Below are 22,518 nucleotides of genomic sequence, written 5' to 3'. Positions count from 1 at the left end.
CATTTCCAGGCCGATCACGCCCGAGCCGATCAGGCCGAGCTTCTTGGGCACTGCGCCAACGCGCAGCGCACCGTCGTTGGACAGCACCAGTTCTTCGTCGAACGGCGTGCCGGGCAGCGCACGGGCGTTGGAGCCGGTGGCGATGATGATCTGCTTACCGGTCAGCGTCTCTTCAGCGGCACCTGCCACCTTGATCTCGTAGCCGCCTTCGGCAGCCTTCACGAACGAGCCACGGCCGTGGAAGAAGCTAACCTTGTTCTTCTTGAACAGGTACAGGATGCCATCGTTGTTCTGCTTCACGACGGTGTCCTTGCGGGCAATCATCTTGGCCACGTCCATCTTGACGCCGGTGGCTGTGATGCCATGGTCGGCAAAGTGCTTGTTGGCGTGCTCGAAATGCTCGGACGACTGCAGCAGCGCCTTGGAGGGGATGCAGCCAACGTTGGTGCAGGTGCCACCGGGTGCGGGGCCGCCCTTCTCGTTCTTCCACTCGTCGATACAGGCAACGTTGAAGCCCAGCTGGGCGGCGCGGATGGCGGCGATGTAGCCGCCGGGGCCACCACCGATGACGATCACATCAAATTGTTTGCTCATGGAAAATCTCGTTCAGTCAGTTGGAGAAAGACCCACCGGCGGGCAGGACCAGAGGCCGGGCCACGCGGGTGGGTCGATGGAGTCAGGGGATCAGATGTCGAACAGCAGGCGCGATGGGTCTTCCAGCGCGTCCTTCATCGCCACCAAGCCCAGCACGGCTTCGCGGCCGTCGATGATGCGGTGGTCATAGGACATGGCCAGGTAGTTCATCGGGCGGATCACGATCTGGCCGTTTTCGACCACGGCGCGGTCCTTGGTGGCGTGCACGCCCAGAATGGCCGACTGGGGCGGGTTGATGATGGGGGTGGACAGCATGGAGCCGAACGTTCCGCCATTGGAGATGGAGAACGTGCCACCGGTCATTTCTTCAATGCCCAGCTTCCCTTCGGCAGCCTTCTTGCCGAACTCGGCAATCTTCTTCTCGATGTCGGCGAAGCTCATCTGGTCTGCATTGCGCAGGATGGGCACCACCAGACCACGGGGCGAGCCCACGGCGATACCAATGTCGAAGTAGCCGTGGTAGACGATGTCGTTGCCGTCCACCGATGCATTCAGCACGGGGTACTTCTTGAGGGCATGCACAGCAGCCTTCACGAAGAAGGACATGAAGCCCAGCTTGGTGCCGTGCTCTTTGGTGAAGCTGTCCTGGAACTTCTTGCGCAGGTCCATCACCGGAGCCATGTTCACTTCGTTGAACGTGGTCAGGATGGCGTTGGTCGATTGCGACTGCAGCAGACGCTCGGCCACGCGGGCACGCAGGCGGCTCATGGGCACGCGCTGCTCGGGGCGGCCGCTCAGGTCTTCCTTGCCAGCGGGCGCTGCCACCTGGGGCAGTGTCTTGGAGGGCACACCGGTGGGGATCACGCTGGGGGCTGCCACGACAGCCTTGGCGCCACCGGCCACAGCGGCCAGCACATCACCCTTGGTCACACGGCCATCCTTGCCCGAACCGGCCACGGCCGACACAGACAGGTTGTTGTCGGCGAGCAGCTTGGCGGCGGCAGGCATGGCCACATCGCCCTTGGAGCCACCGGCAGCAGCGGGTGCGGCAACAGGCGCTGCGGCGGCAACAGGAGCTGCTGCTGCCGGAGCAGGAGCCGCGGCACCAGCCTTGCCTTCGGTGTCGATCTTGGCGATGAGCTGGTCGGCCACCACCGTGGCGCCGTCGCCCTGGATGATTTCAGCCAACACGCCAGCGGACGGTGCGGGCACTTCGAGCACGACCTTGTCGGTTTCGATCTCGATCAGGATCTCGTCCACCGCCACGGCCTCACCGGCCTTTTTCTTCCAGGTCAGCATGGTGGCTTCAGCCACGGATTCGGACAGCTGGGGGACTTTGACTTCTACGATAGCCATATCAATTCTTTCGGAATGGGGTTTTGTTCTGTTGTCGGGTCGCAGCTGGCCTTACTTGGTCAGGACAAAACCCTTGAGCTTGGCAAACGCGCCGTCCACCAGCGCCTTTTGTTGTTCTTGGTGCAGGTGCGAGTAACCCACGGCTGGCGATGCGGAAGCTGCGCGGCCGGAGTAGCCCAGCTTCTGGCCTTCGAGCATGTTCTCGTGGATGTAGTGCTGCACGAAGAACCAGGCACCCTGGTTTTGCGGCTCGTCCTGGCACCACACCACGTCGGTGGCATTGGGGTACTTCTTCAGTTCAGCGGCAAACGCCTTGTGCGGGAAGGGGTACAACTGCTCGACGCGCAGGATCACCACATCGTCGGCCTCCTTCTCTGCGCGCTTCTTCACGAGGTCGTAGTAAACCTTGCCAGAGCACGCGATCACGCGCTTGACCTTGGCAGCCTTCTTGACGATGGCTTCATCCTGCTCGGGAATCACCGTCTGGAAGCTGCCCTTGGTGAACTCGGACAGCGGCGAGGTCGCATCCTTATTACGCAGCAGCGACTTGGGCGTCATGATGATCAGCGGCTTGCGCAGATCACGCACCATCTGGCGACGCAGCACGTGGAAGATCTGGCTGGCCGTAGTGGGCTGCACGATCTGCATGTTGGCGTCGGCAGCCAATTGCATGAAGCGCTCCAGGCGGGCAGAGCTGTGCTCTGGGCCCTGGCCTTCGTAGCCGTGGGGCAGCATCAGGGTGATGCCGTTTACCCGGCCCCACTTCACTTCGCCGGAGGCGATGAACTGGTCGATCACCACTTGGGCACCATTGGCGAAGTCGCCGAACTGCGCTTCCCAGATCACCAGTGTATTGGGGTCGTTCGACGCATAGCCGTACTCGAAGCCCAGGACGGCCTCTTCGGACAGGATGGAGTCGATCACAACAAACGGGGCCTGGTTGTCGGCCACGTTCTGCAGCGGCACGTAGGTACCAATGTCCCACTTCTCGCGCTTTTGGTCATGGATCACGGCGTGGCGGTGCGTGAACGTGCCGCGACCGCAGTCTTCACCGGACAGGCGCACGGGATAGCCGCTGGCCACCAGGGAGGCAAATGCCATGTGCTCACCCATGCCCCAATCCACAGGGATGTCACCACGGCCCATGGCCGCGCGGTCGTCATACACCTTCTTCACCAACTGATGCGGCGTCACGCTCTCGGGGATGGTGGTGATCTTCTCAGCCAGGCGCTTCCACTCGGCCAGAGGAATAGCCGTGTCTCCAGCATCGGTCCACTTTTTGCCCAGGAACGGGCTCCAGTCCACCGCGTACTTGCTCTTGAAGTTGGTCAGCACGGGATCGACCGTGTGCTTGCCTGCATCCATAGCAGCGCGGTAGGCCTTGACCATGTCGTCGCCCAGTGACTCGCCCAGACCCTGCGCCGCCAGCTTATCGGCGTACAGCTTGCGTGTGCCGGGGTGTGCGCCGATCTTCTTGTACATCAGCGGCTGCGTCAGAGCCGGGGTGTCCTGCTCGTTGTGGCCCAGCTTGCGGAAGCAGATGATGTCCACCACCACGTCTTTCTTGAACTCCATGCGGAACTCAAGCGCGAGCTGAGTGGCCAACACCACGGCTTCCGGATCATCACCGTTCACATGCAATACGGGCGACTCGATCATCTTGACGATGTCGGTGCAGTACAGCGTGGAGCGGGTGTCACGTGGATCGGACGTGGTGAAGCCGATTTGGTTGTTGATGATGATGTGCACCGTGCCACCCGTGTAGTAGCCACGGGTCTGGGCCAGCGCCAGAGTTTCCTGATTGACACCTTGGCCTGCAAAGGCCGCGTCACCGTGCACCAACACAGGCAGAACCTGCTTGCCATGTGGATCGGCACGGCGGTCCATGCGAGCACGCACAGAGCCTTCGACCACGGGGTTCACGATTTCCAGGTGCGAGGGGTTGAATGCCAGCGACAGGTGAACCGGACCGCCGGGGGTCGTCACATCCGAGCTGAAGCCCTGGTGGTACTTCACGTCACCCGCAGGCAGGTCTTCGGGAGCGGTGTGATCGAACTCAGCGAACAGGTCCTTGGGCATCTTGCCCAGCGAGTTGACCAGCACGTTCAGGCGGCCGCGGTGGGCCATGCCGATCACGATTTCTTGTACGCCCTTGGCGCCTGCAGATTGGATGAGTTCATCCATCGCAGCAATAAAGCTTTCGCCGCCTTCCAACGAAAAGCGCTTCTGACCCACGTACTTGGTGTGCAGGAAGCGCTCCAGCCCTTCAGCAGCCGTCAGGCGGTCAAGGATTTGTTTTTTCTTGTCAGCACCAAAGCTGGGCTTGCTGCGGATCTTTTCCAGCTTCTCCTGCCACCAGCGCTTCTGGTTCTGGTCGGTGGCGTACATGTATTCAGCGCCGATGGAGCCACAATAGGTCTCACGCAGCGCGTTGATGAGTTCACGCAACGTCATCGACTCTTTGCCGAAGAACGTGTTGCTGGTGTTGAACACAGTTTCCTGATCAGCGTCGCTGAAACCGTAGAACGAAGGCTCCAGTTCAGGAATTGCGGGACGCTCTGTGCGCTTGAGCGGATCCAGATCGGCCCAGCGCTGACCCACATTGCGGTAAGCGGCAATCAGCTGCTGAACGGCGGTACGCTTGCGGCCCAGTTCAGAGTCGGCGCCCGTCGCAACCACGACCTTGGTGCCGCCTTGCTTGGCACGCTCGGCAAAGGCATTGATGACAGGCAGATGGGGAACGTCTTTGGCGTTGCTGCCATCCACGGCGGGTACATGCTGCAGCGCGTCAAAGTACTCGCGCCACGTATCTGGCACGCTACCGGGATTGGCGAGATAGTTCTCGTACATCTCTTCGACATAGGGCGCATTGCCGCCGAAGAGGTAGGTGTTGCCTTGGTAGGCTTGATAGACGGATGTCGTATCGCTCATATTCCGCTGACCTCCGCTTTCCTTGGGAAAGCATTAGCTGGTTGAGAAACCTTCCGCGACACGGCTGAACCGGTTGGCGGATGCGACTGTGGCTGGGGAAGGGCCTTGGTACGGGCGCCATTGTGCCACCGAACCGAAGCCCACCCCCAAAAAGTGGATCCAGACCATCGCCGCACAGCACAAGAAGCTGCGCCGATCAGCGCCTCGCGTACATTCCGGGTATCCCATTGCAAACCCCACTCCATGCCGCATCAACACCTCCAGGACAAAGCCTTTTTGCTGCTGCTCACCCTCGTCACCGTCGCGTTCGGTGCGATCCTGTGGCAGTTTCACGGAGCCGTTTTCTGGGGCGTCATCCTCGCCATTCTTTTTGCCCCACTGCACCGCAAACTGCTGCGAAAAATGCCCAAGCGGCCCACGCTTGCGGCCTTATGCACACTCGGTTTGTGCCTTGTGGTGGTGATCTTGCCGATGACGGCCATCACGGTGTCGCTCATTCAGGAAGCCACCGCAATCTACGAGCGGGTGCGCTCAGGCCAAATCAATTTTGGGCTGTACCTGCAGCAGGTCATTGCTGCACTGCCAGCTTGGGCTGCAGGCCTGCTTGACCGCCTCCAACTGACCAGCGTAGGCGAGTTGCAGCAAAAGCTCTCGTCCTTCGCGGTACAGGCCAGTCAATTCGTTGCGACACAGGCGCTGAGCATCGGTCAAAACACCCTGGAGTTCATTGTCAGCTTCGGCATCATGTTGTACCTGTTGTTCTTCCTGCTGCGAGACGGAGCCAGTCTGGCACAGCGTATCGGGCAGGCCACCCCCCTGGAAGAAGCGCACAAGCGCCAGCTGGTCGGTAAATTCACGACCGTGATCCGGGCCACGGTCAAAGGCAACATTGTGGTGGCGGCTTCTCAGGGCGCGCTGGGCGGCATGATTTTCTGGATCTTGGGCATCCAGGGACCGGTGCTGTGGGGGGTGCTCATGGCCTTCCTGTCCCTTTTGCCAGCCGTGGGCGCCGGGCTGATCTGGGTGCCTGTGGCCATCTACTTTCTGGCAACAGGCGCTGTGTGGCAAGGCGTGGTGCTGACTGCATTCGGCATCTGCGTGATCGGACTCGTGGACAACATCTTGCGCCCCATCCTGGTAGGCAAAGACACCAAGATGCCCGACTACATCGTGCTGATCTCTACCCTGGGCGGCATGGCCTTGTTCGGACTCACGGGGTTTGTGATCGGTCCAGTGATAGCTGCACTGTTCATGGCCAGCTGGGACCTTTTTTCACCACCGCCGGAGGCGGACGCACCCACCCGGTGATACCCCCCAGCCTCGGCCACGTGTACCAGTCAGGGGCCTCGATGGGCTTTGACTGGCGCTTTAAATGACCGCAAAACACAAAAGCCTCCCGAGGGAGGCTTTTGGCTGAAAACACATTCAATGATGCGCTTTGAATCGGGTGGTAGGACGTACAAGATTCGAACTTGTGACCAACGGATTAAAAGTCCGCTGCTCTACCAACTGAGCTAACGTCCCGACCGATTGCAGCTATCGTGTCGGTTGCTGCAAAGCCTTGAATTATAGCGTCTTTTTTCCAGCCGATTTGGAATTGGTTGCAAGTTTATCGAGCACCCACCCTGCGGCACATTGGCCGAAGGTCGCGGTCACAGCGACCACCGAGCCGTAGCCGTGGCAGTTCAAAGAACCATCGCCATCGATATTGCAGGAAGCATCTGGCGGAGCTACGGCCTCACGGCTGAAAACGCAGGTGACCCCGATCTTCTTGCCCTCCCGCGGTGCTCCGTGGTGTTTGCGCAGCTGATAGCGCATTTGGGCCAACAGCGGGTCATGGGTGGTCAGTGCGAGATCATCCACATCCACCTTGTGCGCATGCCGCTTGCCCCCTGCTGCACCCACGGTGATGTGCAGCACCCCATGGGCCTGCGCCCATATGGACAGTGCAGTTTTGGCTTTGATCTGGTCACAGGCATCAATGAGAGCGTCTACGGGCGTTTGCAGCAAGGCAGGCCAGTTTCCAGGCTCCACAAACTCCTCCACGCAATGAACGATGCAGTCCGGGTGGATTTGTGCGATGCGATCACGCATGGCCAAAACCTTGGCCTGTCCCACCGTATCGGTGAGCGCATGGATCTGTCGGTTGATGTTGGATTCAGCCACATGGTCCAAGTCGATCAGGGTAATTTGCGCGACGCCGCTGCGCGCCAGGGCCTCTGCGGCCCACGACCCGACTCCACCAATACCAACCACGGCCACGTGCGCGGAGCGAATTCTGGCTGCGCCCTGCACTCCGTAGAGCCGCTGAAGCCCACCAAAGCGGCGCTCCGAAGCGTGCTCCGCACCACCATCTGGCGCAGCCTGCGAGGCAAAAGCCACATCACCCGCCATCACTTGAGCCGGGACAGGCGTTCTTTAGCGGCCACAGCGGCCTCAGACTGCGGATAAGCCCGGATGAGGTCTTCCAGTGTCTTGCGCGCGGTGCGTGTGTCTTTGAGCTCAATCTGGCAATTGGCGATGGACAGAGCTGCCTCGGGCGCACGAGCGTGCGTGGGGGCGTCGGTCAGCATTTGTTTGAAATTGCCGATGGCTTCCTTGTACTCACGCGTAGCGTACTGGGCATTTCCCAACCAGAAACGCGCAGAGGGCACGTAGCCGCTGCGCGGATACTGCCGCACAAAGCCCGCGAAAGCGACACTTGCATCGGGGAATTTGCCGGAGCGAAAGACAGCCAGAGCCGCCTCAAAATCCCGCTTTTCGGCAGGATCTGCCTGGAAATCGCGGCCATCCACATTGACCTTGATGGGCTCAAACTGCCGCAATCGCTCATCCACACCCTGCGCGATGTCTTTCTGCCGACGCTGCAGTTCACTGACATCGCGCAACAGCTGCTCGTTCTGGCCGTTGAGTTTGGCCTGCTCGGCACGCAAGGTCTCGATCTGCGTCTGCAAATCCAGCAGACTGCGGCGCAACTGAGCGTTTTCTTCGCCCAGCTTGCGCACCTCTTCGGCAGAACGCTGCTGAGACAACTGCAGCCCATCAACGCGCTGTCGCATCTCCAGGATAGCCCGTCGCGCTTCGCCATCTTCAAAGATGGCGGCATGGGCAGAAGACATCGACACAGCGAGCAGTGCCGCCGTGACCAGCGCCCGCAACGAGAAAACCGGTGCAGCGGATGTCATTAACGGTACGACAGTTCAGCACGGCGGTTCTGGGCGCGTGCATCTTCGGTAGCGCCTTGGGCTGCAGGCTTTTCCTTGCCAAAACTCACGGCCTCGACCTGGCTGTCAGGCACGCCCAGCAAGCCCAGCGAACGGCGCACTGCTTCTGCACGCTTCTGGCCCAGTGCCAGGTTGTACTCGCGGCCACCACGGTCATCCGTGTGGCCTTCGATCATGACCTTGCGGTTGGGGGCCGCTTTGATGAAGCGGGAATGCGCTTCAATCAGCGACTGGAACTCGGGTTTGATCACGTAGCTGTCGTAATCAAAGTACACGACGCGCGCGACCCCCACGGGGCCTGCACCGTCACGGCCGGACTGGCCGAGGTCCACGCCCGCCACGCCGCTTTGCGATGTATTGCCGGAGTTGGCACCGTTGTTGGCTCCACCCATGGTGGAGGTGGCATTTTTGTCTTCGACCGGCACATCGTCCAGCTTCACGCCAGAGCTGCAGCCCGCCACGAGAGCGGCAACGGTGAGGGCAAGGGTAATACGTTTCATCATCCAAATTTCTCCTGAAGGCTTGATAACTGAAAGTGCAGATAAGTTCATTGCTTTTGGAACGGGCCCCAGTCCGGCTCGCGGATGTCGCCCGCCTGACCGGCGAGACGCGCCTTGATCTTGCCGTCCAGGGTTGTGGTCATGAGGGCTTCACGGCCCTGCTGTTGGGTCGCGTAAACAATGAGCCGGCTGTTGGGCGCAAAGCTGGGATTTTCGTCCGCCGTCGTATCTGTCACCGCATTGACGGTGCCCGTGGACAGATCCATCACATGCAGCTTGAATGCGCCACCCACGCGGGAGATGTAGGCCAGCCAGCGACCGTCGGGACTCACGCTGGGCGAGATGTTGTAGGTGCCAGTGAAGGTCACGCGCTCCGCATTGCCACCGGACGCACCCACCTTGTAAATTTGCGGGGCACCGCCCCGATCGCTCACAAAGAAAATGCTGCGGCCATCGCCCGAGAACACAGGCTCGGTATCGATGCCTGCGCTTTGCATCAGGCGGCGCGGCTCGCCGCCGTTGGCATCAATGGTGTACAGCTGCGAGCCGCCATCGCGGCTCAACGTGACTGCCAGCGCACGGCCATCCGGCGCCCAGGCTGGCGCACTGTTGGAGCCACGGAAGTTCGCGATCAGGCGCCTGCGACCTGTGGCCACATCGTGCACATAGACCACCGGCTTGCGCGACTCGAACGACACATAGGCCAGTTGCCCCCCGTTGGGCGACCATGCAGGCGAGATGATGGGCTCGGGGCTGGACAGTGCGGACTGGGCGTTCTCGCCGTCGGCATCCGCAACCCAAAGGCTGTAACGGGGGCCGGTTTTGGTCACATAGGCAATGCGCGTCGAGAAGATACCGCGCTCACCCGTGAGCTTTTCGTAGATGAAGTCGGCAATGCGGTGCGACACCAGGCGCAGGTCGCCCTGCGTGACCACAAAACTCTGTCCGCCCAGGTCTTGGCCCTTGACCACATCCCACAAACGAAACCGCACATCAAAACGCCCATCAGCCAAACGCGTGACGCTGCCAGTGGCCAGTGAATCCGCACTTTTCTGGCGCCACAGTGCGACGTCTGGCCGCGCGGTTTCGTCCAGCGTTGCGCCGGAGGCGTCAATGGCGCGGAACTGCCCGCTTCGCTCCAGGTCGGCCTGGACGATGGCCGCAATTTTTTGGGGCGATTGCGCCTCGCCCCGAAACGGAGCAATGGCGATGGGCAATTGGGTCAGCCCAACGCCGGTGACTTCCACACGGAATTGAGCAAGCGCTGGAATGGATGGTGAGGCGATGAGTGCGGCCAGCAACTGGCGGCGCAGGGGAAGCAGCGGAGCTGCAGAAGATGGGTGTTGGGAGATTCGATCTGTGGTCATTGGCATCCAGCAGTGGCCGAACAAGTGCCGAAAGGGCAAACCCGAATGTTACACACAGCGGCGAGCCCCCTGTGACAAACTGTGCGCGACACACCCTGCCGGAAAGGCTGCGCACGGCACAAACGTAGAATCCGGGCGACATGCAAGCCACCGACACGGGCACCAAGCCTGCCTCAGCCCCTACTCCCCCCACAACCTTGATGGCGCGCCTGAAGCGGCTGTCGGTGTACTTTGGCGACCAGCGAATGGCCTGGAGTCTGGCCATTGTTGCAACCTTGGTGGGCGCAATCACCGAACCCCTGATCCCTGCCCTTCTGCAGCCGCTGCTGGACAAGGGCTTTACCCAAGGCACCTTGCAGCTGTGGATGGTGCCCCTGGCAATTCTGGGGGTTTTCTTCGTCCGCGGTGTAGCCCAGTTTGTGGGTCAATATGCACTGGCGCGCATCGCCAATGAAGGCATGCTGACACTGCGTCAGGCGCTGTTTGATCGTGTTCTGGCCGCAGAAATGGGATTGTTTGCGCGCCAGTCGGCCAGCGCCCTCTCCAACACCGTGGTCTATGAAGTGCAGACCGGTGCCACGTTGCTGGTGCAGGCCCTGCTCGGCCTGTCGCGCGATGGCTTCACGCTGGTCGCGCTGCTGGTCTATTTGCTGTACCTCAACTGGCAGCTCACACTGATTGTTGCCGTCGTTGTTCCGGGGGTCGCCTGGATCATGAAGACCCTGTCGCGGCGGCTGTATCACTTGACCAAGAGCAGCCAGCAGGCCACGGATGAGCTGGCCTATGTGGTCGAAGAAAACGTGCTGGCGCATCGTATGGTGCGCCTGCATGGCGCGCAAGGCGGGCAGGCGCAGCGTTTTGCCGACCTGAGCCGCAGCCTGCGACGCCTGGCCATCAAGTCCACCATCGCCTCGGCAGCCATGACACCGCTGACCCAGTTGCTGGCCGCCGCTGCGCTGTCGGTGGTGATCTGCATTGCGCTCTGGCAGAGCCGGGGTGCGGTCGATACAAAGGACGTGACCGTGGGCGGGTTTGTGTCATTTATTACGGCCATGCTGATGCTGATCGCGCCCATCCGGCGCCTGGCTGATGTGGCCAGCCCCGTGACCCGGGGTGTAGCAGCTTTGGAACGCGGCCTGGGGCTGCTGGGCGACACGGGTGCAGAAACTGGTGGCATCTACCGCAAGGACCGCGTGCAAGGCGCACTCACGCTGAGCAATGTCACTGTATCGTTTGGCGCCGACCACGCCCCCGCCCTGGACGGGGTCAACCTGCAGGTGGCCCCGGGCGAGATCGTGGCACTGGTGGGGCCCTCTGGCGCCGGCAAGACCACGCTGGTCAACCTGCTGCCGCGTTTTGTCATGCCTTCGGCGGGCACCATCGCGGTCGACGGGCATGCCTTGCCGGACTGGGACCTGCCCTCCCTCCGATCGCAATTTGCCATGGTGAGCCAAGACGTGGTGATGTTCAATGACACCATTGCCACCAATGTGGCGCTGGGCCAGGCCGTGAACGAAACCCAGGTGCGGGAATGCCTGGCTGCCGCCAACCTGGCAGAACACGTAGCAGGTCTCCCGCAGGGTATCCACACGGTGGTGGGACACAACGCCACGCAGTTGTCGGGTGGGCAGCGTCAGCGGCTGGCCATTGCGCGGGCCCTGTACAAGGACGCCCCCATCCTCATCCTGGACGAGGCGACGTCTGCCCTGGACACCGAATCGGAACGCCTGGTGCAGGAAGCCCTGCAGCGCCTGATGCAGGGCCGCACGACCCTCGTCATTGCGCACCGGCTCTCCACCATCGAGCATGCCGACCGCGTGGTGGTGATGGAGCGCGGGCGCATCGCCGAGCAAGGCACCCACAGCGAGTTAATGGCGCAAGGTGGGCTGTATGCGCGGCTGCAGACACGTGCCGCGTCGGGCTCGGGGACCATCGCTGAGTAAGCAGGCGCGGCACGACTGGTGCTGGCCTTCTCTGATCTCTAAATATTGCCCAGGGCCCGCTCTGCAGCAGCCAGCTATGGGCTGCAGGCGTTTGCCTTGGCTACCACTTGCCCCGGTTGGGCTGGCGCTTCCGAATGGCCGCAGCGATTCTCTCCGCAGACTCGGTACGGCTCACACGCAAGGCGAAATCAGCGGCGGTCAAGCCCAGCTGGTTCTTGAGCGTAGGGTCGGCCCCTTCGTCCAGCAGCAATTGCACGGCCTCGGTAGAGCCGTAATGCGCCGCCATCATCAGCGGCGTGGTGCCGTTGGGCGATGTTGCGTCGATGTAGGCGTGGTTTTCGAGCAGCAATGAAATGATCACCGCATGCTGCGGCGAACCTGCCGACGCGGCGTAGTGCAGCGGGGTCCAGCCCGTCTTATTGACATCGGCATCGCGCGCGATGAGCGCCTTGACGGCCTCCAAGTTGCCCTTGATGGCAGCCATCATCAACGGGCTTTCGTCCTTGGCATTGCGGGCCTCCACATTCAGCCGACGGGATGCCAGCAACGCAGCAACGGCCTTGTTCGCGCCGTTTTGCAGGGCAATCATGAGCCCCACCTGCCCCTTGGGATCACGGGTGTTCGGATCAAACCCCCGGCGCAGCAGCGCAGTGATTGCATCACCGTCATCGCGCAGGACGGCCACAAAAAAGTCTTCATAGGCACCGGCCCAGGCCCGGACTGACACCAGGCCCAACGCCACGGCGGCCAAAGCAGAACGTCGTTGCAGGCTCATGCCATCACCTCAGGGAACAAGCGGTCGAAATTGCGGCTGGTGGCCTCCGCCACCACCTCCAGCGTGAGGCCCTTGGTCTCGGCCACCTGCCGGGCCACATGGGGCACATACGACGGATTGTTGGTCTTGCCACGGTAGGGCACCGGGGCCAGGTAGGGGCTGTCGGTCTCGATGAGCATGCGGTCCAGCGGCACAAAGGCCACCACGTCGCGCAGCTCCTGCGCGCTCTTGAAGGTGACGATGCCCGAGAACGAGATGTAGTAGCCCCGATCCAGCGCGGCCCGCGCAACCTGCATCGATTCAGTAAAGCAGTGGAAAACGCCACCCGCCAGATTGCCTGCGCCATCCTCGCCCTCTTCCTGCAGGATGGCCAGCGTATCGTCAGAGGCACTGCGCGTGTGGATGATGAGGGGCTTGCCACAGGCGCGCGCCGCGCGGATGTGGGTGCGGAAGCGGTCGCGCTGCCACTCCAGGTCGGCAATGCTGCGCCCGCCCTTGCGATCTTCCATGCCGTAGTAGTCCAGGCCGGTCTCGCCAATCGCCACCACGCGGGGCAGCGCAGCGCGGTCCAGCAGATCCTGTACGCTGGGCTCCATCACGCCCTCGTTGTCGGGGTGAACGCCCACCGTGCTCCAAAAGTTTTCATGGGCCAGGGCCAGGGCGTGCACGCCCTCGAACTCTTCCATGGTGGTGCAAATGCACAGGGCCCGGGTGACCTGCGCCTCGGCCATGGCCTGGCGGATGGCAGGCAGCTGGCTGACCAGTTCCGGGAAGTTGAGGTGGCAGTGCGAATCAGTGAACATGTGATGAAAAACAAAAAAGCCGACCAGCCAGCGCGGGTCGGCACGGGGGCGGCGGTGGCGCGGTCAGATCGTCTGGGTAGGACGGTCGGAGCCCAGCGCAGTTCCCAGCAATTCCTCGATCTTGGCCTTGAGCTGGCGGGATTTTTCGTCCTTGGGGAACTGGATGCCCACGCCCTGGGTGCGGTTGCCTGCAGCACGGGCCGGTGTCACCCAGGCCACGCGGCCTGCCACAGGGTAGCGCTGGGTGTCGTCGGGCAAGGTCAGCAGCACATACACATCGTCGCCCAGCTTGTAGTCGCGCTGGGTGGGCACAAAGATGCCCCCTTCGGCAAAAAAAGGAATGTAGGCGGCGTAGAGAGCGGCTTTTTCCTTGATGGCCAGCTGCATGACGCTGGGACGGGGCGCGGTGGATGGACTGCTCATGGGTGGGTGTGCGGCTTAGTGTCTGGAGTGTAGGGTGTTTCGCGCCTGGGCGACAAGCGCCTCCAGCATGAGCCCGCCATTGAACGGGTGGTCTGCCGTGCGCGCCGCTTTGGACAGTGCACGAGACCAGCGTGTGAGCGCACCCAGTGGCGGCGTCTTGGGCAGGTCGGCCTGCGCAAAGTAGCGCGGCGCGGCGCCCACGCTGGCGGCCAGCAGGTCGTGGCAGAGCTTTTGCAGCGCGTCGATCACCTGGGCCGGGGCCCAGTCGCCCAGCGCCGTCACATCACCCCGCGCCACGGCCTGGGGCAAGGCGGACCAGGCCTGCGGGCTGCGGCCCGACTGGGCCAGCGCCAGGGCGTCCTCGGGCCGCCCGCCTGCTGCACGCAGAAACGACACTGCCGCATCCCGGGCCACGCCCTGGGCCTGCAACCAGGCCAAGCTGTCGGCCTCCACAGGCCAGACCATGGTGTGGCCCAGGCAGCGGCTGCGGATGGTGGGCAGCAGCTGGTGCGCAGCCTCGCTGGCCAGCACAAAACGCACGTCGCCCGGCGGTTCTTCCAGCGTCTTGAGCAGCGCGTTGGCCGTGACATGGTTCATCTGCTCGGCGGGGTAAACCAGCACGGCCTTGCCTTTGCCACGCGCCGAGGTGCGCTGCGAAAACTCCACCGCATCGCGCATGGCCTCCACGCGGATCTCGCGGCTGGGCTTGCGCTTTTTGTCGTCGATGTCGGCCTGGGCCTTTTCCGACAGGGGCCAGCCCAGTGCCATCATCTGCACCTCGGGCATCAGCACGCACAGGTCGGCATGGGTGCGCACGTCGATGGAGTGGCAGCTGCCGCAGTGGCCGCATGCGCCCTGCTCTGTCGGCGCATCGCACAGCCATGCGCGCACCATTTCCAGCCCCAGGGTGTATTGCCCCAGACCCGACGGCCCCTGCACCAGCCACGCGTGGCCGCGCTGGGCCAGCAGGCTGGTGCGCTGCGCAGCGATCCAGGGCGCCAGGGCCACGGCGGTCTCGCTCATTGCGCCCCTCCCTGCGTAGCCACCATGATGGCAAGCCAGCCCTTGCGCACAAACACGCTGGTGAGCTGCTGCCAAACGCGGTGGCGGTCCTGCGCCGCATCCAGGCGCGCAAACCGCTGCGGTGCAGCGGCTGCGCGGTCGGCATAGCCCTGTGCGACGCGGCGGAAGAACTCGACCGGTTGGGCCTCGAAGCGGTCAGGCACACGCGCACCGGCCAGCCGCTCGGCCGCCACCTCGGGCGCCAGGTCAAACCACACCGTCAGATCGGGTTCACGCATCAAACTGGTCTCAGGCGCTAGTCCTGTCTGCGCCAGGCGCTCCAAAGTTGATAGCACACCCAGATCGAAGCCCCGCCCCGCGCCCTGATAGGCAAAGGTGGCGTCGGTGAACCGGTCGCACAGCACTACGTTGCCACGGGCCAGCGCGGGCTCGATCACGTTGCGCAGATGGTCGCGGCGGGCCGCAAAGATCAGCAAGGACTCGGTGAGCGCATCCATCGGGTCGTTCAGGACCATCTCACGCAGCTTTTCGGCCAGCGGCGTGCCGCCGGGCTCGCGGCTCACGGTGACAGTACGGCCCTGGGTGCGGAAGGCCGCGGCCAGGCCTTCGATGTGCGAGGACTTGCCCGCACCGTCGATGCCTTCAAACGTGATGAACAGACCGGGTCGTGACATGGGCGCCTTGGTTCAAGAAACTGTTTACTGCTGCCCGCGCTGGTAGCGGTTGACGGCGCGGTTGTGCTCCTCCAGCGAGGCACTGAAATGGCTGGTGCCGTCGCCCTTGGCCACAAAGTAGAGCGCGCGCGTGGCCTGCGGCTGCACGGCGGCCAGCAGCGAGGCCTTGCCGGGCATGGCGATGGGAGTGGGCGGCAAGCCGGGGCGGGTGTAGGTGTTCCAGGGGGTGTCGGTCTGCAGGTCGCGCTTGCGCAGGTTGCCGTCAAACTTTTCGCCCAGGCCATAGATCACCGTGGGGTCGGTCTGCAGCAGCATGCCCACCCGCAGGCGGTTGACGAACACGCCTGCAATCTGGCCCCGGTCGCTGGCCTTGCCAGTTTCCTTTTCGACAATGCTGGCCAGCGTCAGCGCCTCGTCCGCAGACCTGAGCGGGGTGTCGGCCGCGCGCTGGGCCCAGGCAGCCTCCAGATGGCGGTCCATGGCGTGCATCGCCCGGCGCAACAAGGCGATGTCGCTGGAGCCTTTGGCGTAGGTGTAGGTGTCCGGGAAGAACCGCCCCTCGGGCGCCACGCCGGGGCGGCCCAGCTGGGCCATCAGCGCCTCGTCGGTCAAGGCGGCAGCATCGTGTTTGATCTGCTCTTCCTTGGCCAGCGCCTGGCGCACCTGGCGCCAGTTCCAGCCTTCAACCAGGGTGAGTGCGCGCAAGGCCTCTTCGCCCCGGGCCAGCTTTTGCAGCAGGCTGATGGGCGTGGTGCCGGGCGGGATTTCGTAGTTGCCCGCCTTGATGGCGCGGTCTTGCCCCGAGACACGGAACCAGGCGTAGAGCAGGCGCGCATCCGTCTTGACCCCAGCCGCCACCACATCGCGGGCCACGCCGCGCGGCGTGGTGCCGGGCTCGATGGCCAGCTCCAGCGGCTCGGGGCCCAGGTCCAGCGGCTGGTGCAGCCACCAATACGCAGCGCCGCCCAGTGCGATCCCCACCAACACGATCAAAGCCAGTAAACGTCGCACAACCCTGCTACCAATATGTATGAATCAGGGCATCATAATTCAGCGATGACCTATCACTTGAATGGCATTGCCCCCCTGTCCCACCTCGGCGTGATTCGCGTGGAAGGCGAAGACGCCGCCAAGTTTCTGCACGGCCAGCTCACCCAGGATTTCGCCCTGCTCGGCATGGACCAGGCCCGCCTCGCGGCCTTCTTGTCGGCCAAGGGCCGCATGCAGGCCAGCTTCATCGGCGTCAAGCGCAGCGCCACCGAGGTGCTGCTGGTCTGCAGCCGCGACCTGCTGCCCGCCACGCTCAAGCGCCTGTCGATGTTTGTGCTGCGCGCCAAGGCCAAGCTGACCGATGCCACCGCCGACATCGCCCTCTATGGCGTTGCCGGAGACGCTATCAACTCCGTAGCTGGCAGCGTTCAACCCGCCTGGACCAAGGCCGATGTGGGTGCCGCCACTGTGGTGCACCTGTACCCTGCCGACGGCACCCCGCGCGCCCTCTGGGTAGCCCCTGCCACAGAGCCCGCGCCCGCAGGCCCTGCGCTGGATGCCACGCTGTGGCTCTGGAGCGAAGTCATCAGCGGTGTCGCCACGCTGACCATGCCGGTGGTCGAAGCCTTTGTGCCCCAGATGCTCAACTACGAATCGGTGGGCGGCGTGAATTTCAAGAAGGGCTGCTACCCCGGCCAGGAAGTGGTGGCGCGCAGCCAGTTCCGTGGCACGCTCAAGCGCCGCGCCTACATTGCCCATGCAGCAGCCGAGGTGGCGGTGGGCGCCGAGGTGTTCAGCACCAGCGACCTCGAACAACCCTGCGGCACCGTGGTGCAAGTAGCCGCTGCGCCGGGCGGCGGGTTTGACACCATCGTGTCGCTGCAGATCAGCGCTGCCCAAGAGGGCTCGCTGCAAGTGGGCGCAGAAGGCGGCGTGGCGCTGTCGCTGCTGCCCCTGCCCTACACGTTGCTGGACGATATTTGAGCCAAATCGGGCACAGGCGCTAGTCCAACATGCCCGAGCAGCTCTCCTTTTAATATCAAACCATCAAAGCTTGCGGGCCATGGCGATGTGCGCAATGCCCGCCTCTTCGTACGGCTCGCCCACCACCGTGAACCCCGCGCGGCGGTAAAAGCCCTCGGCGCTGCGCTGGGCGTGCAATTGCACTTCGGCATCGCCCCGGGCACGCGCCGCGTCCACCAGCGCATCCAGCAATTGGCGGCCCCACTGCGCACCGCGCACCGACCGGTCCACCGCCATGCGGCCGATGCGGCCCACGCCGGGTGCGTGCTGCAGCAGGCGGCCCGCAGCGACGGGCATGCCCAGCCGGTTGTACAGCACAGCGTGGCGCGCCGAGATGTCGTGCCTATCGGCTTCGACCTCGGCCGGAATGCCCTGCTCATACACAAACACATCGGTGCGTACGCGGCCGGCATCACGGCCCAGGGTGTTCCAATCGCCGGTGCGCACCTCGGCCATCTCGGCGCCCGCTTCAAAACCTTCAAAGATCGCGCGCAGTGCGGCCGGCACCGGGCGCGAGGTCTGCGTGGCCGGGTCGGCAAACACATAGACCACCTCGGCAGAGATCAGTAGCCGGTCGCCACAAAAGATGCCCGCCGTGAACAGGCACGACGAGTTGCCGATGCGCGCGCACTTCAGGCCCACGTCCAGCGTGTCGTCGAGCCGCGCCGAGGCGTGGTACTCCACCGTGGCCTTCTTCACATACATCTCGCCGCCCAGCGCCAGCATGCTCGCCTCGTACGGCAGCGCCAGCGCGCGCCAGTACTCGGACATGGCGGTATCCACGTACATGAGGTAGTGCGCATTGAACACAATCTTTTGCATGTCCACCTCGGCCCAGCGCACGCGCAGGCGGTGGAAACAACGGAAATCACTGCGTTGCATGGGTTCGTTTACTCCAGATGAAAAGCCAGCCGCAGCGCGCGGGCTGCGTCGGCATGGGCCTTGCGCGCTTCGGGGATGGCGCGGCCCATCTTGATGAATTCGTGGGTCACGCCCCGGTAGATGTCCAGGTCCACGGGCACGCCCGCCAGGCGGAGCTTGTCGGCATAGTCAACGCCTTCGTCCACCAGCGGGTCGCATTCGGCCAGGCCAATCCACGCGGGCGCCACACCCTCCACGTCCGGTGCCAGCAGCGGCGCAAAACGCCAGTCCTCGCGCTCCTCGCGGGTGGTCACGTAGTGGCCAAAGAACCAGCTGATGGCGGGCTCCTCCAGCACCAGCCCGCGCGCAAAGGTGGCGTGCGAAGGCGTGTCCTGGTGGGCTGCGCAGCCGGGGTAGATCAGCAGTTGCAGCGCCAGAGGCAGGCCTGCATCGCGCGCCAGGATGGCGTTGACCGCGGCCAGCGTGCCCCCCGCGCTGTCGCCCCCCACGGCCAAGCGCTGCGGGTCGGCACCCAGGCGCTCGGCGTTGGCAGCCAACCACTGCAGCGCATCCCACGCATCGTTGCTGGCCGTGGGAAAGCGGTGCTCCGGCGCCAGCCGGTAGTCCAGCGACACCACCATGCAACCGGCCAGACGCGCCAGCTCGCGGCACAGGATGTCGTGCGTGGCGATGTTGCCGATGGTGAAGCCGCCGCCGTGCGTGTACAGCAGCACGGGCAAGCCCTTGTCGGTGCTGGGCGCGTACAGCCGTGCGGGCAGCATGGCACCGTCGCGGGTGGGGATCTGCAGGTCTTCCACCCGCGCCAGCGCGGCTTTGGGAACTTCCAGCACGTCGGCGCCTGCCTGGTAGGCGATGCGTGCCTCCTGCGGCGTGCGTGTGTGCAGCGGCGGATGCCCGGCGCGGGCCATGCGTTCGAGCACGCTGCGCATCTGGGGGGTCAGGCGGGTGGGGTGGATGTGCAGTGCGGTCAACGGTCGGGGTCTCGGCAGAAAAGACAACGGCCCGCACGGCGGCGGGCCGATCAGGGGTGGGTTACTTGAAGCTCAGTCGCACGGGTGCCGCGCCGGGCAAGCCGTCGTAGGTGGCCGTCACCGACAAGCCAGCCTTGGGCGGCAGCAATGCGGAGAACGAGCCCAGGCTGATCAGGTCCCCCGGCTGCATGGCCAGGCCTTCCTGCGCGAGCGCACCGGCCAGCCACACCACCGCGTTGAGCGGGTGGTCCAGGATGTCGCTGCCTTTGCCGCCCCCCAGGCGCGCACCCGCGCCATCGGTCAGCGACACGTTCATGTCGGCCAAGGCCTGGAGCATGGCAAAACGCTCACCCCGGTACGCCGGCACGGCAATGGGCGCGCCCGCCACGCCCAGGCGCGCACCCACGTTGATGGCCGTCACGCCCGCGCCGTTGAGCTTGGGCGGCGCCTGCACCATCAGGTCGGGCAGCTCGATGAAGGGGATGATCTGGTCCACGGCGTCCAGCACGTCCATGGGGGTCTTGGCCTGGTTGATGGCAGCGCTTTTCACGCGCACCAGCATGTCGGCCTCGTACAGGGGGCGGGCACCGAAGGCTGCATCCACCGTGGCGCCACTGGGCAGCACCATGCCCTCGTAGAGCTTGCCCCACACGGGCTTGTCGGTGTTGAAGCGCTTTTGCACGGCGGGGTTGGTCAAGCCCGCCTTGTAGCCAATCACCTTGCCCATGCGCTGGGCCAGCAAGGCGTTGACCTTGCCGCGTGTGCAGGCGCCATCGGCGTCCGTCAGGTTCTCGGGGTTGGCGGCGGGGGTCTTGGCGACATAGTTGGCCACGAGGTCGGCGGCCTGCGCGTCGGTGAGGCACTGGGCCTGGGCGCTTGTTGTCACAGATGCGACGGCCACCAGGGCCGCCATCAGGGTTTGCTTCGTTTTCAAGGCTGTCTCCTCCTTATAAAGTGGGCTCAGAACCTTTTCAAAGGCTGGCGAGCTATCGTAATCGCTGGCACCCCCATTCACACATTCTGTTGCACCATGGCTTTCATCTACTACGTCACCCAGATCCAGTTTGAATTCGGCGCCGTCCAGCTGCTGAAGCAGGAATGCGAGCGCGTGGGCATCACCCGCCCTCTGATCGTGACGGACCCCGGCGTGAAGGCCGCCGGCGTGCTGCAGAAGGCGCTGGACGCGCTGCCCGGCATGACGGTGGCCGTGTTTGACCAGACCCCCTCCAACCCCACCGAAGCCGCTGTGCGCGCCGCCGTGGACATGTACAAGGCCCAGGGCTGCAACGGACTGATCGCCGTGGGCGGGGGCTCCGCCATCGACTGCGCCAAGGGCATCGCGATTGCGGCCACGCACGAGGGGCCGCTGACGCACTACGCCACCATCGAAGGCGGCTCGCCGCGCATCACCGACCGCGCCGCGCCGCTGATCGCCGTGCCCACCACCAGCGGCACGGGCAGCGAGGTGGCGCGCGGCGCGATCATCATCGTGGACGACCACCGCAAGCTCGGCTTCCACTCATGGAACCTGGTGCCCAAGACCGCCATCTGCGACCCCGAACTCACCCTCGGCCTGCCCCCCATGCTCACAGCAGCCACGGGCATGGACGCGATTGCGCACTGCATGGAAACCTTCATGTCCGCCGCGTTCAACCCGCCCGCTGACGGCATTGCGCTGGACGGCCTCACGCGCGGCTGGGCGAACATCGAGCAGGCCACCAAGAATGGCAGCGACCGCGATGCACGCCTGCACATGATGAGCGCCAGCATGCAGGGCGCCATGGCCTTCCAGAAGGGCCTGGGCGCCGTGCACTCGCTCAGCCACAGCCTGGGCGGCGTGAACCCGCGCCTGCACCACGGCACGCTCAACGCCATGTTCCTGCCCGCCGTGGTGCGCTTCAATGCGCAGGCGGAATCGGTGAAGAAGGAAAAGCGCCTGGAACGCATGGCCCACGCCATGGGCCTGGCCAGCGCAGGCGATATTCCCGAAGCCATCCGCGACATGAACGCCCGCCTGGGCCTGCCCACCGGCCTGGCCGCGATGGGCGTGAACGAGGCTATGTTCGACGACATCATCAAGGGTGCGATGGCCGACCACTGCCACAAGACCAACCCGCGCATCGCCACCCCCGAGGAATACCGCGACATGCTGGCCCAGTCGCTCTGAACCCAGCCGCCTCACCCTCGGTACCACCGCCGCGCACCTGAGCGTGGCGGCACATGGCAGAGAGCCAGCGCGTGCTCGTGCACTTGTCTGGCGCGCATTGCACGTGCTGGCAGCTCCGCAGTTTTACAAAACGTCACACATCAGCAACACCGCGCCGGTAGCGCGATGCAAAACCACGCTCACAACTTCTCACAAGATAGACTCGCCGCTGTCAACAATTAATTAACCATTCATTACCACTGGGGTTGTGGGGGAGGACCACCGTCAATGCGCACCGGAAATCTCACCACCTGGCTTCTGCGGGGCACCTACCCCCGGCTGTATGTGTCCATCGTGGCGATCATCCTGCTGGTCACTGGGGTGCGCTACCACTACCTGCTGGCCGCAGAAACCGACGAAGCCCTGCAGCAAGGCTCTACCGAACTGCGGCGCGCCAGCGATCCTTTGCAGCTGCGCCTGGCCGCCGTACCCGCGCCCGATGCCGACGCCGTGACCCGTATCCTGACCGAGGGGTTGGCGCAGGCAGCGCCGGTAGTGGCGTCCATCAAATGGCAGGCCGCCGACCAGCCCGCCATCGAGGTCACCGCCCTTCCCTACCCCGCCAATGCTCCGAAATGGTTCACCGATTGGCTGGACCTCTCCGCCCCTGTGCAGCAGTCCGGCCTCGCGCTGGCAGACGGCACATCGGGCCGACTGACGGTGACGGCCCACCCGCAGCCCCTGGCGGACCAGGTGTGGGCCACGGTGCTGGTACAGGCACGCATCTCGGCACTCAACATCTTCACCATCTTCTTTCTGCTGACGCTGCTGCTGCGGGCCAATGCCCGCATGCTGCAGCGCCTGGCCCAGGCCACCGACGCGTTTCGCCAGGG

Annotated in this window: 21 protein-coding genes and 1 tRNA gene; 5 read left to right on the top strand and 17 right to left on the bottom strand. The window is 64.0% G+C overall.

Annotated elements, in window-relative coordinates:
• The 3 genes from DBR23_RS31105 to DBR23_RS18985 form a co-directional block, all read right to left on the bottom strand.
• Positions 1-594: FAD-dependent oxidoreductase (locus tag DBR23_RS31105; protein WP_233250564.1), on the bottom strand; the 594-nt coding region annotated here is incomplete at its 3' end.
• Positions 595-684: 90 nt separating this feature from the next.
• Positions 685-1,950, bottom strand: coding sequence for a 2-oxoglutarate dehydrogenase complex dihydrolipoyllysine-residue succinyltransferase (odhB, locus tag DBR23_RS18990; protein WP_108499245.1), 1,266 nt, complete (start codon positions 1,948-1,950; stop codon positions 685-687).
• A 51-nt stretch (positions 1,951-2,001) separates the two neighbouring features.
• Positions 2,002-4,881 (bottom strand): 2-oxoglutarate dehydrogenase E1 component, encoded by a 2,880-nt coding sequence (locus tag DBR23_RS18985; protein ID WP_056063390.1) that lies wholly within the window; start codon positions 4,879-4,881, stop codon positions 2,002-2,004.
• Positions 4,882-5,124: 243 nt separating this feature from the next.
• Between DBR23_RS18985 and DBR23_RS18980 the strand changes: the two genes are divergently transcribed.
• Entirely contained in the window at positions 5,125-6,189 is a 1,065-nt protein-coding gene (locus DBR23_RS18980) for an AI-2E family transporter (RefSeq protein WP_108499244.1), read from the top strand.
• A gap of 140 nt (positions 6,190-6,329) precedes the next feature.
• Here the strand turns inward: DBR23_RS18980 and DBR23_RS18975 are convergent.
• The 5 genes from DBR23_RS18975 to tolB all read right to left on the bottom strand — a co-directional run bounded on the left by DBR23_RS18975 (position 6,330) and on the right by tolB (position 9,972).
• A tRNA-Lys gene (locus DBR23_RS18975) sits at positions 6,330-6,405 on the bottom strand.
• Between the two features lie 42 nt (positions 6,406-6,447).
• Positions 6,448-7,275, bottom strand: a complete 828-nt coding sequence (locus DBR23_RS18970; protein WP_369882141.1) for a ThiF family adenylyltransferase — start codon at positions 7,273-7,275, stop codon at positions 6,448-6,450.
• Positions 7,275-8,066 (bottom strand): tol-pal system protein YbgF, encoded by a 792-nt coding sequence (gene ybgF, locus DBR23_RS18965; protein ID WP_108499242.1) that lies wholly within the window; start codon positions 8,064-8,066, stop codon positions 7,275-7,277. Before ybgF ends, DBR23_RS18970 begins: the two co-directional genes overlap by 1 nt.
• Positions 8,066-8,608 (bottom strand): peptidoglycan-associated lipoprotein Pal, encoded by a 543-nt coding sequence (gene pal, locus DBR23_RS18960; RefSeq protein ID WP_099730420.1) that lies wholly within the window; start codon positions 8,606-8,608, stop codon positions 8,066-8,068. Before pal ends, ybgF begins: the two co-directional genes overlap by 1 nt.
• Positions 8,609-8,652: 44 nt before the next feature.
• Entirely contained in the window at positions 8,653-9,972 is a 1,320-nt protein-coding gene (tolB, locus tag DBR23_RS18955; protein WP_108499241.1) for a Tol-Pal system beta propeller repeat protein TolB, read from the bottom strand.
• Positions 9,973-10,112: 140 nt separating this feature from the next.
• Here tolB and msbA point away from each other — a divergent pair, with 140 nt between their 5' ends.
• On the top strand, positions 10,113-11,915 hold the full coding sequence (gene msbA / locus DBR23_RS18950; RefSeq protein WP_108499240.1) for a lipid A export permease/ATP-binding protein MsbA: 1,803 nt from the start codon (positions 10,113-10,115) through the stop codon (positions 11,913-11,915).
• Between the two features lie 100 nt (positions 11,916-12,015).
• Here the strand turns inward: msbA and DBR23_RS18945 are convergent, their stop codons facing one another.
• From DBR23_RS18945 to mltG, 6 genes are all read right to left on the bottom strand, one after another.
• The gene (locus tag DBR23_RS18945) at positions 12,016-12,690 is read right to left on the bottom strand and encodes an ankyrin repeat domain-containing protein (RefSeq protein WP_108499239.1); all 675 of its coding nucleotides are present in this window, start codon (positions 12,688-12,690) and stop codon (positions 12,016-12,018) included.
• The gene (locus DBR23_RS18940) at positions 12,687-13,493 is read right to left on the bottom strand and encodes a TatD family hydrolase (protein WP_108499238.1); all 807 of its coding nucleotides are present in this window, start codon (positions 13,491-13,493) and stop codon (positions 12,687-12,689) included. The genes DBR23_RS18945 and DBR23_RS18940 overlap by 4 nt, the downstream gene beginning before the upstream one ends.
• 63 nt (positions 13,494-13,556) lie before the next feature.
• A complete protein-coding gene (locus tag DBR23_RS18935) occupies positions 13,557-13,916 on the bottom strand; it encodes a PilZ domain-containing protein (protein ID WP_015013859.1) in 360 nt (119 codons plus the stop codon).
• 15 nt (positions 13,917-13,931) lie between these two features.
• A complete protein-coding gene (locus DBR23_RS18930; RefSeq protein ID WP_108499237.1) occupies positions 13,932-14,939 on the bottom strand; it encodes a DNA polymerase III subunit delta' in 1,008 nt (335 codons plus the stop codon).
• Complete coding sequence (tmk, locus tag DBR23_RS18925) at positions 14,936-15,613, bottom strand: dTMP kinase (protein ID WP_108499236.1); 678 nt, start codon at positions 15,611-15,613, stop codon at positions 14,936-14,938. The genes DBR23_RS18930 and tmk overlap by 4 nt, the downstream gene beginning before the upstream one ends.
• A 24-nt stretch (positions 15,614-15,637) precedes the next feature.
• Positions 15,638-16,624: an endolytic transglycosylase MltG gene (gene mltG, locus DBR23_RS18920; protein WP_304466220.1), complete on the bottom strand. Its 987-nt coding sequence runs from the start codon at positions 16,622-16,624 to the stop codon at positions 15,638-15,640.
• Positions 16,625-16,669: 45 nt separating this feature from the next.
• Here mltG and DBR23_RS18915 point away from each other — a divergent pair, with 45 nt between their 5' ends.
• Positions 16,670-17,587 (top strand): folate-binding protein YgfZ, encoded by a 918-nt coding sequence (locus DBR23_RS18915; RefSeq protein WP_108499234.1) that lies wholly within the window; start codon positions 16,670-16,672, stop codon positions 17,585-17,587.
• Positions 17,588-17,650: 63 nt separating this feature from the next.
• On the opposite strand, the gene DBR23_RS18910 is transcribed toward DBR23_RS18915, so the two are convergent.
• The 3 genes from DBR23_RS18910 to DBR23_RS18900 all read right to left on the bottom strand — a co-directional run bounded on the left by DBR23_RS18910 (position 17,651) and on the right by DBR23_RS18900 (position 20,413).
• Entirely contained in the window at positions 17,651-18,508 is an 858-nt protein-coding gene (locus DBR23_RS18910) for a YbgC/FadM family acyl-CoA thioesterase (protein ID WP_108499233.1), read from the bottom strand.
• An 8-nt stretch (positions 18,509-18,516) separates the two neighbouring features.
• The gene (locus DBR23_RS18905) at positions 18,517-19,437 is read right to left on the bottom strand and encodes an alpha/beta hydrolase (RefSeq protein ID WP_199227748.1); all 921 of its coding nucleotides are present in this window, start codon (positions 19,435-19,437) and stop codon (positions 18,517-18,519) included.
• A gap of 103 nt (positions 19,438-19,540) precedes the next feature.
• Positions 19,541-20,413 carry a 2-keto-4-pentenoate hydratase gene (locus DBR23_RS18900; RefSeq protein ID WP_099730427.1) on the bottom strand — a complete coding sequence of 291 codons (873 nt, stop codon included), beginning with the start codon at positions 20,411-20,413 and terminating at the stop codon, positions 19,541-19,543.
• Positions 20,414-20,509: 96 nt separating this feature from the next.
• Between DBR23_RS18900 and DBR23_RS18895 the strand changes: the two genes are divergently transcribed.
• Both DBR23_RS18895 and DBR23_RS31100 read left to right on the top strand, forming a co-directional pair.
• Positions 20,510-21,646 carry an iron-containing alcohol dehydrogenase gene (locus DBR23_RS18895; RefSeq protein ID WP_108499231.1) on the top strand — a complete coding sequence of 379 codons (1,137 nt, stop codon included), beginning with the start codon at positions 20,510-20,512 and terminating at the stop codon, positions 21,644-21,646.
• A 267-nt stretch (positions 21,647-21,913) separates the two neighbouring features.
• The coding region (locus DBR23_RS31100) for a LapD/MoxY N-terminal periplasmic domain-containing protein (protein WP_304466219.1) at positions 21,914-22,518 on the top strand (605 nt) is incomplete at its 3' end.

The sequence above is a fragment of the Acidovorax sp. HMWF018 genome (assembly GCF_003061035.1).
GTDB classification, from domain to species: Bacteria; Pseudomonadota; Gammaproteobacteria; order Burkholderiales; family Burkholderiaceae_C; genus Acidovorax; species Acidovorax delafieldii.
The sequence above is the reverse complement of the archived record's forward strand: the minus strand, read 5'-3'. Positions and strand labels throughout refer to the sequence as shown.